Source organism: Cryobacterium breve, assembly GCF_004402375.1.
In the GTDB taxonomy this organism is placed as follows: Bacteria; Actinomycetota; Actinomycetes; order Actinomycetales; family Microbacteriaceae; genus Cryobacterium; species Cryobacterium breve.
Genome location: NZ_SOGJ01000007.1, coordinates 48,174 through 60,631, shown reverse-complemented (window position 1 = coordinate 60,631; position 12,458 = coordinate 48,174). Strand labels below are relative to the sequence as shown.

The following is a 12,458-nucleotide window of genomic DNA, read 5'->3' as shown; positions in this document are numbered from 1 at the left end:
GACGTGAACACCTATATTCCAGGACGGCTGAGGGCGAATCCGGCCAGGCCGCACGGGCATCGGTCACCAGGCCCCATCGGAGTGCGGCCCGGTCTCACCGCCCAACTAGACCTGTCCCCGAGGAAGGGGCACCCGCACAACGAGCTCGCTGGCGACGGTGCTTCCGACCCGTTGGCGCGCGCGTCCGAGTTGGCGCGCGCGTCCGAGCGCGCGTCCGAGTTGGCGCGCGCGTCCAAGCGTGGCCGGTCCCTCCGCGAGGTTTCGGTGTCCCGCCCTATTTATTGGGGGGTTTCGGATTCTGCTTGCTTGCGGTGATCGAGGTTGGTGTCCGCCAAGTTCTCCAGCTCTCCGTCGGAAGCCGCCTCCTCAACGGCAATGAGCCGATTGTTCGCGGTGGGAAGGGCACGCACCACCTCGTCGAGTTTGCGCTGTGTCGCGGCCTGCTGCCGGGCTTGGGTGTGCTGGATGACGAACACCATGACGAGGGTGATCGACGACGTCACACTGTAGAGCACGTTGTTCCACCAGGCAGGAAAGCCAACCAGGAATCCCACCGCCAGCCACAGTGCCGTGAGGGAGGCGACGGCCAGCCCCACCGTGGCGAGTGAGGTGGCATCGCCCACCTGGTGGAGAAGCCGGCTGCTCCACAGGTGTTCCCGCCGCTCAGAGTTGCTGCCGCGACCGGTCTGCGCTCTTCGTGCGCCGCCGCGGTGAGGTAGGCGACCGGGCGCCTGCCGTGACTCTGAGGCCGACGGCCACCCCGGATCCTGTTTCTCGTTCTGTCCAGACATATGCAACACAGTAGCCCCTCGGTCACCTGCTGCCAGAGAAGAGTCGTGTGCTGCCAGAGAAGTGGTATCACACCGTCTTCAAAGGCCGGGCATGCCGCTGGTTCCAGTCATCCGAATGGACATCATTACTGGGCCGAAGCATCACGAGCAGCCTGCTGCAATCGTGACCGATCGCTTTCGAGCCTGGTCAGCAGCTGAGCATCCGTCCCGTAGTCCAGCTCAGCGACGGCGACGAAGACATGTGCGCCATTTTCAACGCGTGTCGTTGACCATCGGTCAACGGGGCGGTCCCACGCAAGCATGCTACCGAGGTCGCCGTCGTCGGGTACAGCGTCGTGTGAAAGAAGTGGCGGGGCAGTTTGCTCGGTCTCGAACGCTGTTCCGATCACGGATGTCATCGAGGCCAGAACCTCGACAGGTGTCCGTTCCAGCGCTGTTCGCACGTCTGCGGGCGTGATGCTCGACGCAGCCCTGCTGGATCGGGCTCTCCTCCAAATCGAAAGCGGCAAACGCTTCAGCCGGTCAACGGCGAGATGAGTGAGCCCTGCAGTGACCCTTGAGTCTGAGGCCCTGCCGCAGCTCGCACTAACGAATTCGACGGAGATTTTGCCCAAAACAGCCCCGAAACCGTGAAAACTTGAGCTTCTCGGCAAAATCTCCGTCGAATTGGTTCACCGCGGGCACGGTTCACCGCGGGCGCCGGCCAGCGTTAAGGCGGTAGCCACCGTCGACCACGCAAGCGATTCCGACGCACTCGCCTAGGGCAGCGGGCCGCGGCGCGCCAGCACCTGGGCGAACAGGGCATGCAACAACGGAAGCGCGGAACCGACCACGAGCACCGTTCCGATGACGGCATCGTCGTCACGGAGCAGGATGCCCCCAATCAGGAGAGCGGCGAAGAGGATGGCCGAGATGATCTGCCGCCCTGTCCGCTCCAGGCCCACCATTCGACGCTCGAGCCGCGGGGTCTGCACTGAGATGGCGCCCTCTTCGAACCGAGTAGTGAGGTTGTCGAGCCGCTGGGGCAGCCGCGCTATCACGCCCGCAACCGACAGGGCCTGCCTGGCGACCGCCTGCACCACGTTCCCGCCCTCGGTGCGGATCAGCTTGGCCGAATACGGCTCGACGGAGTTCCAGATGTTGAAGGCTGGGTCCAGCGAACTGCACATCCCCGAGGTCAGCGACATCGCGCGCACGATGAGGAGAAAGTTCTCCGGCAGCTGAAAGGGCAGCGAGCGCACCACGTCACCGAACTCGATGGCGAAGGCGCGGAACTCGCGCGGGTCGACATCCTGCAACTCGGCGAAGCCCATCCCACCAAACCGGGCGAACAGTTTCGTCATCGCCCGCTCGAGTTCCGCGGTGTCAGCGGAAGGCAGGAGCACGCCCACGGCCCGGATGCCGTCCACCATCCCCTTGCCGTCTCGTGCCGCAGCCGCGATGAGCAACTTGACCAACCCTTGCCGCAGGGCATCGGGCACATCACCCATCATGCCGAAGTCGATGAAGGTGAACTTCCACTGTCGACCGTCGCCGACGAGCGGCGTGACGAAGATGTTGCCGGGGTGCGGGTCGGCGTGGAAGTAGCCGTTCACGAAGAGCTGGTCGANATGACGGATGCGAATTCACCGGCAACCTCGGACGGGTCGATTCCGACAGCCCTGAGCCCGTCGGCGTCGTTGATCTTGATGGCGGTCACGTCCTGCAGGGTCAGCACGCGCCGGGTGGTGCGCTCCCAGACCAGTTCTGGAACGCTGACCCGGGCGTCGTCGGCGAAGTCCTGGGCGAACCGCTCGGCACTTGCCGCCTCGTGCAAGTAGTCGATTTCCTCGAGACTCGTGAACGCGAACTCCTCGACCAGGGCGGGCATGTCGACGCGATCGGAGACCAGGCTCACGTGGCTGAGCCAGCGGGCGACCCGGCGCAGGGCACTGAGGTCGACGTCGACGATCGCGCCGATTCCCGGCCGCTGAATCTTCACGACCACCTCCAGCAGACCGGTCTCGGCCGCATCCGTTGCCGACAGCCGAGCGCGGTGCACCTGACCGAGGGATGCCGCCGCCAGCGGATTCGGATCGACGAATGAGAACGCCCGCTCGAGCGTCACCCCCAGCTCGGCCTCGGCCAGGGCGCGGATCGCCGGGAACGGCACCGGCGGCACCTCGTCCTGCAGACCTTCGAGCTCCTTCGTGATCTCCGGTGGCAGCACGTCGAGGCGCGACGACATGAACTGGCCAACCTTGATCATGAGGCCGCCGAGGTCGACCGCGAGCACGTGAAAGCGCTTCGCGATGTGTTGCAGGCGCGCCGACCGACTGCGTGCCGCGAGCCGAGCGAGCCCGACCCGCGGCAGGAACACTTCGTACCACCACGACTGCACCAGATAGTGGGCGGCAAACCGCAGGATTCTGCGGGAGCGGGCACGCATGTTCCTGACGTCGGTCATCTGTTCTCCTTGATGCCGACGTGCTGCGGGCACTCGGTCAGTCCTGGGCGAGGATGGAATAGAGCTTACGACGCGCCTCATCCAGGATGGCGACGGCCTGCTTCACCTGCTCCGGGTTGCCGGAGCGACCGACCTGCGCGGCGGCCTGGGCTAGATCGATGCCGGCCTTGGGCAGCGCGGTCGCGCGACCCGATTCCCGCGTGCTCTGGGTCTCCCACGGGGCCGCCTGGTCTGTCGCGGCATCCGCTACCACGCGGCCCTCGTCGGTCAGCGAGTAGGTCTTGCGTCCGTTGGATTCCTCGGCGTTGATCAGTCCCTCGTCGGCGAGCAGCTGCAGCGTGGGATACACCGATCCGGGGCTCGGCTTCCACGCGCCATTGCTGCGTTCCTCGATCTCGTGAATGATCTGGTAGCCGTGCATCGGCTGCTCGGCAAGCAGGGCCAGCACCGCCGCACGCACGTCTCCGCGGGCCATCCGCGTGCCGACCTTGCGGTCGAATTGTCCGCGCAGCTGCTCCATCGCATCCCACATGCCGGTGGGCCAGCCATCGCCCGCGCCGCCCCGGCGTGCCCCGAACCCGTCGCCCATAAATGAACTACCCATGATGTCCTCCTCAACGCTCGAGCCACCGCGGCTCGACGATACTTAACGATATATCGCTCAGGACCCGATGGCGAAACAATTCCCATCTTCATTCCACCGACTGAGAAGCGCCTGTACCTACCCTGCGGCCCGGTAATGTGGACCCCATTGCCGTCGTCCTGCACTAGGGCGACGCACCCGAATCTGAGGAGAACCAGATGTCCGTCGGCCTGCTCGCCGTTGTCGATGACATACTTACCGCCGCTCTCAAAGCGAGCGCCAAGACCGCAGGCGTCGTGATCGACGACGCGGCCGTCACGCCCCAGTATGTTCAGGGGCTGTCGCCGGCGCGCGAGCTTCCCATCGTGTGGCGGATCGCACTCGGCAGCCTGTTCAACAAGTTCGTGATCATCATCCCGCTTGCACTCCTCCTCTCCGCCTTTGCGCCGGGGGTTCTGCCGTGGCTGCTGATCATCGGCGGCACCTATCTGTGCTTCGAGGGTGCGGAGAAAGTCACCGAGTGGTTCGGCGTGCACCACACCACCGGCGAGACCGAAACACGGGATGAGCGCAAACTCGTCTTCGGCGCCATTCGCACCGACCTCATCCTCAGCACGGAGATCATGCTCATCGCGCTGGCGGGTCTCGATCCCGATTTCGGGATCGGGATGACGCTGGGCGCCCTGGTCGTGATCGGCTTGGGGATGACAGTGCTGGTCTACGGAACCGTGGCCCTGCTGGTCAAGATCGACGACATCGGGCTGGCGCTGATGAAAAACCCGGTACGCCGGGTCAGACGCGCCGGCGCGCGCATCGTGCGCTCGATGCCGGCCGTGTTCCGGGTTATCAGCGTCGTCGGCACGGTCGCAATGTTGTGGGTGGGCGGCCACCTTGTGATCGCCAACCTGCACGAAACCGTCTGGAACGCCCCCTATGACGTTGTGCACGCTGTGACGCTGCTGGTCGAACCGGCCGGACCCATCATCGTCTGGGTCACCGACACTGCACTGTCGCTCGTTTTCGGGCTCATTCTCGGGCTGATCATTGTCGCGGCCCTGACCGCAGTCTCGCGCCTACGCAAACAAAAGCAGCCGCACAGCGTCAAAGCCTGACCCAGTCGCCGGCTGAACAAGCCATAATCGCCCCGACCAGAGGATGTCCCCGTGCAGCTTTCCCTATGGCTGGCCCTGGTCGGCGCGGGCTCCCTGATCAGCTTCACGCCAGGTGCGGGGGCGATCAACACCATGAGCAACGCCCTGAATGCGGGCTTTCGACGCTCCATCTGGGGAATCCTCGGCCAGCAGGCCGCGCTGCTCATCCACATCGCGGTCGTGGCCCTCGGCCTCGGCCTGCTCGTGGCCAGTTCGCCGATCGCTTTCAACGCGATTCGGTACGCGGGTGCCGCCTACCTGGTCTTCCTGGGCATCCGTCAGTTCCTCGCCAAACCGGAACTCGATGGCGAGCGCACCCGAGCCCTGAGCGACGAGCCCCGCTGGTCGATGTTCCGCCGCGGGCTGTGGGTCAACATGCTGAACCCCAAGGCGATCGTGTTCTTCCTGGCGTTTCTGCCCCAGTTCATCCGGGCCGACCGCCCCCTGCCGGCCCAGTACCTGATCGTTGCCGCCACCACGGTCGTGATCGACGTTCTGGTGATGTGGTTCTTCTTCGCCGGAACGGCGCGTTCATTCCAGCGATTCACCCGCGACGCCCACGGTCAGCGCGTGTTGAACCGCGTCTTCGGGGTGCTCTTCGTGAGCGTCGGCGTGCTGCTCGCGGTCATTCACTAGGAGTCAGAGGATGCGTCCGCCTCGACCCGGGCTGCGAACTCCTCCATGCCGCGAGCGATGTTCTCCTGGCGCGAGTCGTCATCTTCAGGGTCGCGAGGGGCATCGTACGGCCACGACATGTACACGTTCGGGTCGATGATCAGGTACGCGGACAGCGAGCCGCTCGGGATTGCTTCATAGTCGCGCACCTGCTCGTCTGACTGGTCCATGCCCATCCACGCGATGCCAGTGTTCTCTGGCAGGACCACCCAGCCCTGACCGCGGAAGACCTCGGCGAGTTCCGGGGGGATACTGGCGTGCACCTGAGCGAAACCGCGGGCGGTGAGAGCCGGCGCGAGCGAGTTGAGGAGTGCCCGGCACACCTCGGAGGATCCTCCGGTGATCAGCAGTTCGAAGACGGCGGTGCCGTGGTCGCTGACGATGGCGTCGTCGATGTCGTCGTCGGTGGAGTCTTCGTCGAGCTGATCCTCGTCGACATAGCTGTCAGGTTCGGTGACGATAGCGCCGAGAAGCCGGCCGTCATCGGTTTCGGCAACCAGAGCAAGTGCCATGGACTCGGTTTGGAGTTCGATGGTGTCGTCGAAGTAGACCTCCGGAGCGTCATCGATCTCGGCCTGAATGTTCTCAGCGAACAACGCGACAAACGCTGCCCGATGCCCTTTGCCCAGACGTCGGACTCGGTAGCCAGGTTGTTCGCTCATGGTAGAGCCTCTCAAAGATGTGTCTGCGCGCTGTGAAGCTCCGGTATCGGAACACTCGAATTTATCACGCGCAGGGCGTGTCGTTGGTTTCCCGTAAGCCACGGGAGGTCGCTCGTCACGGGGTCAGGAACAGAGGTCTTCGGGACGTGATTCTTGCTGATTCGTCACACTCGCTGGCAGAATTCACCAGTTTTAACAGGTTGCTTGCGTCGTATCCCCGGTCGAATAATGATGAAAACCGCTCGGGAATACCGTCGGCGAATGTCGACGGGCCCATCCAAAATCGAAGGAGAGCCATGTCAAACGCCGATCCAACATTCACCCCCGCTACAGCCGGATATGACTTCAACACCTCGGCAGAGACCACCGGCCCTGGTCGCGGCACAATGCCCTCCACTGCGGGACAGGGCCCCTCCACTGCGGGACAGGGCCCCACCGCCGGTGACCGGGCCGCCGACGTGAAGGACACATCGGTCGCCGCCGGTCAGCACGTTGCCGGTGTCACCAAACAAGAGATCCACAATGTCGGCTCCGAGGCCAAGAAGCAGGCGAAGGACCTCTATCGCGAGACCCAGACGGAACTAGCCGACCAGGCCGCAACACAGCAGAAGCGGGTCGCGACGGGCATCCGATCGCTTGCCGACGAAATCGGCGCGATGGCCACGTCATCCGACACTCAGGGAGTGGCCAGCGACCTGGCCCAACAGGCCGCGACGCGAGCGACCGGAGTCGCGGACTGGCTGGACCAGCGCGACCCAGGTTCCCTTCTCAGTGAGGTGAAGGACTATGCCCGGCGCAAGCCCGGAACCTTTATCGCCATCGCTGCCGTTGCGGGCATCCTCGCCGGGCGACTGACGCGCGGAGTGGTCGAGGAGAAGAAGGATTCAGCCGTGGATGCGGCTGAGGAGACCAAGGTCACCGCCGTCAGCGCCGACCACCGCACCAGCGCCGGGTACGGGTCCAACCCCGAGTTCCACTCCGCCAACCCCGACTTCGGTGGGACGCCGCGATGACCGACCTGCCCTCCCCATCTGAACGCAAGGCCGCCGAGACTTCCCTGGGCGACCTCCTCGGCGAGGTCACCCGTGACGTGTCCACACTCATGCGCCAGGAGGTCGCACTGGCCAAGGCGGAAGTTCGTCAGTCCGCCACCCGGGCCGGAAAGGGCGCCGGCCTGGTCGGCGGTGCCGGGTATGCCGGCCACCTCACCGTTCTCTTCCTGTCGTTCGCGGCCTGGTGGGGACTCGGCCAGGTCATCGATATCGCCTGGGCGGCCTTCATCGTCGCCGTGGTTTGGGGAATTGTGGCCGCCGTGCTGTACGTCTTGGGCCGCAAGGAACTCAAGACCGTTCAGGGAGCGCCGCGCACCGTAGACACCTTGAAGCACATTCCAGACGCACTCAAACGAAATGAGGAAAACCGATGAGCACCGACTTCACTTCCAGCTCGACCACCGATCCGGACGTTCTCCGCGCCGAGATCGAAAAGACCCGCCGCGAACTCGGCAGCGACGTCGACGCCCTGGCGGACAAGGTCACGCCGGACAAAATCATGCAACGTCAGGCTGACAAGGTGAAAGGAGCCGTGGGCTCTGTGAAAGATAAGTTGATGGGTTCGGCATCCGACGCTGGCGATTCCCTGACTGGAGTGGCCGATGACGCCTCTGGCCTCGCACACCAGGCTGCCCAGAAGGCGAAGGGCAATCCCCTGGTCATCGGCCTGATCGCCTTCGGCGTCGGCTGGCTGGCATCCTCGCTGGTTCCAGCGAGCTCCACCGAGAAGCGAATCGCCGGGAATATCACCGAAGCAGCCGAGCCGCTGGTCCAGGAGGTGACCGACGCCGCGAGGCAGGTCGGCGAGAACCTCAAGGACCCGCTCAGCGACGCCGCAGAGGCAGTACAGGGGACGGCCACTGAGGCGGTCGACACCGTCAAGTCCGAGACCACCGGCGCTGCCGGCCAGGTGCGTGACGAAGCGAAGCACGCGGGGCTGACCCCGGCCGGATAGCACCGGTTGATCCCTGAGGCACGGCCGGCGAGCTGCGCGACCCGCTCACGCGGCTCGGCTCGACGGCCGTGCCCTCGGCGTTATGGGCTCTCCGCAGAGCTACACACTCCGCGGGGCGACAACCACCTTGCCGTGCGCGCGCCCTTCTCCCACATAGGCAAGTGCTTGCGGAACCTCGTCGAGCGAGAACGTGCGGTCGACTCGGATGCGGAGGTCGCCCGCGACACACAGGTCGGCCGCGGGCATGAAGTGCTCCGGTCCCGTTCTGACGGCGAGAACACCCATCCGGCGCCCGGTCAGCAGGCCGAGCGCGGCGCCGATCGTGCCGACCCCCAGCAGCGTCGGCACTGCTCCGCCGACACAGAGATAGTGTCCGCCCGGGGTCAGGGCCCGCCGGTAGGCGAAGACGGATCGGTGGGCGACGAGATCGAGCACGAGGTCGAACGGTCCGAGCCTCGTGAAGTCCGAACGGCGATAGTCGACCACTTCATCAACACCAAGGTCGCGAAGGTAGTCGAGCTTGCCTGCGTTGTCGACGCCGGTCACGTGCGCCCCGGCGAGGGCGGCGAGCTGGATCGCGAACGTGCCCGATCCGCCACCGGCGCCATTCACCAGGACACGCTGCCCCGCATGGACCTGTGCCGTGCCCTGCAGCGCAATCGCGGCTGCCTGCGGCAACGTCGAGGCCTCGGCGAACGTCAGCCCCTGCGGTTTGTGCGCCAGCATCGTGTCGGGAGCCACGGCATACTCGGCGAACCCGCCCATCAGGGCCAGATTGTCCCCGTACACCTCATCGCCGACGTGGAACCGGGTCACGCCGGCGCCGACCGCGGCGACACGCCCGGCAATATCGGAACCGAGAACCCGTCGCTTAGGGGCGCGGAGACCCCCGATCCGAGCGTATAGCGGTGACCCCAGCAACCCTTCCCAGTCCGAGAGATTGACGGATGTCGCGACGACCTCCACGAGCACCTGGTTCGCGGTAGGCACTGGCACCGGTATGTCCTCGATTCGCAGCACGCCGGGCGGGCCGTAACGGTCGTAAACGACGCCTCTCATGCCGATCGGCCTCTGGAGTCCGTGCGCGGGGATTTGGACATGCTCGCAGTGTAGGCCCGGGGGCGTTTGGAGAACCCTGAGGTGACACCGCGCAGGGGATCCCCCACCAAAATCGCCCGCGACATGCTCGCTGTGCCTCAATAGACTGATGTCGTCGGTCACCTGTTCAGCTGGGACGGTCGAGTCGAGCGGCGCCCGTTCGAACTTCCGACGCGACTCTCAACGCACCCGGGGAGGACGATCACATGAGCAGCACAGACAACGCGCCAGCCGCGTCCCCGTCTCACACTGAACCGCCGCCGGGTGGTGCCCGAACGTTTGCGCAGGTGCTCGTGAACACGGCGGTCGCGAACGTCACGACGAGTTTCCTCTGGTTCGCGCTCACCTTCTGGGTCTACCTGGAGACACGCTCAGTGCTCGCGACCGGCGTCATCGGCGGAGCGTACATGCTCCTCGTCGCCGTGTTCTCAATGGCGTTCGGCACGATCGTGGACCGGCATCGCAAGCACCTCGTGATGGTGTTCGCGGGCCTGGTCACCTTGATCGCATTCGGCATCGGCGGCGGGTTGTACTTGCTGTTCCCGGAGTCCACGCTGCTCGATATCGGTGGGCCGATGTTCTGGCTGTTCAGCGGGATCATCCTCTTCGGGGCGGTCATCGAGAACATGCGCAACATCGCGCTGTCGACGATCGTCACTCTGTTGATCCCGACCGAGCGGCACGCGAACGCGAATGGGCTGGTGGGCACGGTACAGGGGCTTGCTTTCATGGTGACGAGCGTCTTCAGCGGCCTCGCGATCGGGTTGCTGGGCATGGGTTGGACGCTCATCATTGCGATCGTCCTTTCGGCCGCGGCCCTGCTGCACTTGCTGTTCCTGCGCATCCCGGAGGAGCAGCCCCAGCAGGATGTCGAGCGGCGTCCGCTGATCGACCTGCGCGGCAGCATCACGGCGGTGCGGGCGGCAACAGGGCTCTTCGCGCTCATCATCTTCTCGACGTTCAACAACTTCATCGGCGGCGTCTTCATGGCGCTCATGGACCCCTACGGCCTCGAGCTCTTCCCCGTCGAGATGTGGGGAATCGTGCTCGGTGTCACGTCGACCGGGTTCATCATCGGTGGCCTGCTGATCGCGAAGTTCGGACTCGGACGCAACCCGATCCGCACGATGCTGCTGCTCGTCGTTCTGATGGGTGTGATCGGGGCGCTGTTCACGATCCGGGAATGGTGGTGGCTGTACGCGGCGGGCATCTGGCTCTACATGACGCTCATCCCTGCCGTCGAGGCGTCAGAGCAGACGGTCATTCAGAAGTTGGTGCCGTTCCGCGCACAGGGGCGCGTGTTCGGGTTCGCTGCAGCGTTCGAGTCGGCGGCGGCCCCCATCACCGCGTTTCTCATCGCGCCGATCGCCGAGTTCATCATCATCCCGTTCATGAACTCGGATGCCGGTCGAGGCAGCCTCGGCTGGCTCCTGGGCGACGGGGAGGCGCGGGGCATCGCGCTCGTGTTCCTCATCGCGGGGATCCTGATGGTTCTCGCGGCCATCGGTGCGTTCTTCACCACGTCGTATCGCCGCATCTCGGCGCGGTACCTCGACCAGGACGAGTCAATACCCGCAGACCACTCACAGGACCCGACGGCAGAGGCCCAGCTCCGACACTGACCGTGGGCATCCGCTCGACCCGGCAGAATTGGACCATGACCCCGCTCCCCTGCAGCACCCCCGAAGCCGAGGGAATCTCCTCCGCCGCCATTCTCGATTTCGTCACCGCGGCGGAGGAACAACTCGAGAGCCTGCACAGCCTGATGGTCATTCGACACGGCCGCGTCGTGGCGGAGGGCTGGTGGTATCCCTTCGCGGCGCAGCATCCGCACCTCATGTTCTCGGTGAGCAAGAGCTTCACCTCGACCGCCGTCGGGCTCGCCATCGATGAGGGCCGGCTCACGCTCGACGGCCTCGTCATCGACCTGCTCCCCGACGACCTGCCCGCCCAGATCGACGCGCACCTGGCCGCGCTGACCGTGCGCCACCTGCTCACCATGACCACCGGGCATGCGACCGACACGGTGTCGCTCGCCGACGACGCGCCTGGCGACAACTGGGCGCGCGCCATTTTGGCCCAGCCCCTCGAGTTCGCGCCGGGCAGCCACTACGTCTATAACAGCGGCGCGAGCTATCTGCTTTCCGCGATCCTCCATCGGCTCACGGGTGAGCGCCTGTTCGACTATCTCGCCCCTCGACTGTTCGAGCCGCTCGGCATCGTCGGCGCCACCTGGGAGAGCTGCCCGCGCGGAATCGATGCCGGCGGCTGGGGGCTCTCCCTCACGACCGAACAGCTCGCCACCTTCGGCCAGCTGCTGCTGCAGCGCGGCGAGTGGAACGGCACGCAGCTCGTTCCGGCCGAGTGGATCGACGAGGCCACCTCGCTGCAGGTGGACACGTCGGGCACCGAGCACGACGTCGACGGCCGCCAGGGCTACGGTTACCAGTTCTGGTTGAACCGGCCCACGGGTTACCGCGCCGACGGTGCCTTCGGCCAGTTCTGCCTCGTGCTTCCAGAAACGGATGCCGTGATCGTGCTGACCTCGGCGCTCGCCACCGCGCAGCGCGCCCTCGACCTCGTCTGGGAGCACCTGCTGCCCGCCTTCACCGACCGGCCGCTGCCCGAGGTCTCGACCGACCTTGCTGTGACGCTGGCTTCGCTCGCCCTGCCGACTGTGATCGGCGAGCCCACGTCCCCGACGGCGGCGCGGGTGGCCGGCATCCGCTTCGACTTCGACGATCCGGAGATGACCGCGGCGACCTTCGAGCCGGGACTGCTCACGATCATCCGTGGCGGTGTGAGCACGCTTCTTGACTTCGGGCACGGTGAGTGGGTGGCCTCCGACGACGTCATGGTTCGAGCGAGCGGCGCCTGGGTCTCCCCCGGCACCCTGGTGGTGCGGGCGCACGACGTGGGCACGCCGTTTTCGCGCACGTTCACCCTGGAGTTCGGGGATGACGCACTGACCCTCGACATCGCGCAGAACGTCGCGTTCGGCGACCTGCCCCGCACTCGCCTGGCCAGCCGGTAGCCGGTAGACGT

At 65.5% G+C, this 12,458-nt stretch carries 11 protein-coding genes and 1 pseudogene; 7 read left to right on the top strand and 5 right to left on the bottom strand.

Annotation, left to right across the window (positions count from 1 at the left end; all coding sequences use genetic code 11):
- Window positions 1-278: 278 nt before the first annotated feature.
- The 3 genes and pseudogenes from E3O65_RS01975 to E3O65_RS01965 all read right to left on the bottom strand — a co-directional run bounded on the left by E3O65_RS01975 (window position 279) and on the right by E3O65_RS01965 (window position 3,841).
- A complete protein-coding gene (locus E3O65_RS01975; protein ID WP_166785617.1) occupies window positions 279-623 on the bottom strand; it encodes a low affinity iron permease family protein in 345 nt (114 codons plus the stop codon).
- Between the two features lie 926 nt (window positions 624-1,549).
- A pseudogene (locus E3O65_RS01970) lies at window positions 1,550-3,237 on the bottom strand (ABC1 kinase family protein).
- Between the two features lie 37 nt (window positions 3,238-3,274).
- The gene (locus E3O65_RS01965) at window positions 3,275-3,841 is read right to left on the bottom strand and encodes a PadR family transcriptional regulator (RefSeq protein ID WP_134362078.1); all 567 of its coding nucleotides are present in this window, start codon (window positions 3,839-3,841) and stop codon (window positions 3,275-3,277) included.
- 197 nt (window positions 3,842-4,038) lie between these two features.
- Between E3O65_RS01965 and E3O65_RS01960 the strand changes: the two genes are divergently transcribed.
- The gene (locus tag E3O65_RS01960; RefSeq protein ID WP_134362077.1) at window positions 4,039-4,932 is read left to right on the top strand and encodes a DUF808 domain-containing protein; all 894 of its coding nucleotides are present in this window, start codon (window positions 4,039-4,041) and stop codon (window positions 4,930-4,932) included.
- A gap of 51 nt (window positions 4,933-4,983) precedes the next feature.
- Window positions 4,984-5,607, top strand: coding sequence for a LysE family transporter (locus tag E3O65_RS01955; RefSeq protein WP_134362076.1), 624 nt, complete (start codon window positions 4,984-4,986; stop codon window positions 5,605-5,607).
- Here the strand turns inward: E3O65_RS01955 and E3O65_RS01950 are convergent.
- Window positions 5,604-6,308 carry a hypothetical protein gene (locus E3O65_RS01950; RefSeq protein WP_134362075.1) on the bottom strand — a complete coding sequence of 235 codons (705 nt, stop codon included), beginning with the start codon at window positions 6,306-6,308 and terminating at the stop codon, window positions 5,604-5,606. The genes E3O65_RS01955 and E3O65_RS01950 overlap by 4 nt on opposite strands.
- 296 nt (window positions 6,309-6,604) lie before the next feature.
- On the opposite strand from E3O65_RS01950, the gene E3O65_RS01945 reads away from it, so the two are divergent.
- The 3 genes from E3O65_RS01945 to E3O65_RS01935 are packed head-to-tail and all read left to right on the top strand — an operon-like array spanning window position 6,605 to window position 8,315.
- Window positions 6,605-7,321, top strand: a complete 717-nt coding sequence (locus E3O65_RS01945; RefSeq protein ID WP_134362074.1) for a hypothetical protein — start codon at window positions 6,605-6,607, stop codon at window positions 7,319-7,321.
- Window positions 7,318-7,734, top strand: a complete 417-nt coding sequence (locus E3O65_RS01940; protein ID WP_134362073.1) for a phage holin family protein — start codon at window positions 7,318-7,320, stop codon at window positions 7,732-7,734. The genes E3O65_RS01945 and E3O65_RS01940 overlap by 4 nt, the downstream gene beginning before the upstream one ends.
- A complete protein-coding gene (locus tag E3O65_RS01935; protein ID WP_134362072.1) occupies window positions 7,731-8,315 on the top strand; it encodes a DUF3618 domain-containing protein in 585 nt (194 codons plus the stop codon). Before E3O65_RS01940 ends, E3O65_RS01935 begins: the two co-directional genes overlap by 4 nt.
- 99 nt (window positions 8,316-8,414) lie before the next feature.
- Here E3O65_RS01935 and E3O65_RS01930 read toward each other — a convergent pair whose 3' ends face one another.
- Window positions 8,415-9,374 (bottom strand): NAD(P)-dependent alcohol dehydrogenase, encoded by a 960-nt coding sequence (locus E3O65_RS01930; protein ID WP_134362071.1) that lies wholly within the window; start codon window positions 9,372-9,374, stop codon window positions 8,415-8,417.
- A 245-nt stretch (window positions 9,375-9,619) separates the two neighbouring features.
- On the opposite strand from E3O65_RS01930, the gene E3O65_RS01925 reads away from it, so the two are divergent.
- Both E3O65_RS01925 and E3O65_RS01920 read left to right on the top strand, forming a co-directional pair.
- On the top strand, window positions 9,620-11,035 hold the full coding sequence (locus E3O65_RS01925) for an MFS transporter (protein ID WP_134362070.1): 1,416 nt from the start codon (window positions 9,620-9,622) through the stop codon (window positions 11,033-11,035).
- 35 nt (window positions 11,036-11,070) lie between these two features.
- Complete coding sequence (locus E3O65_RS01920) at window positions 11,071-12,447, top strand: serine hydrolase domain-containing protein (RefSeq protein WP_134362069.1); 1,377 nt, start codon at window positions 11,071-11,073, stop codon at window positions 12,445-12,447.
- Window positions 12,448-12,458: the final 11 nt, after the last annotated feature.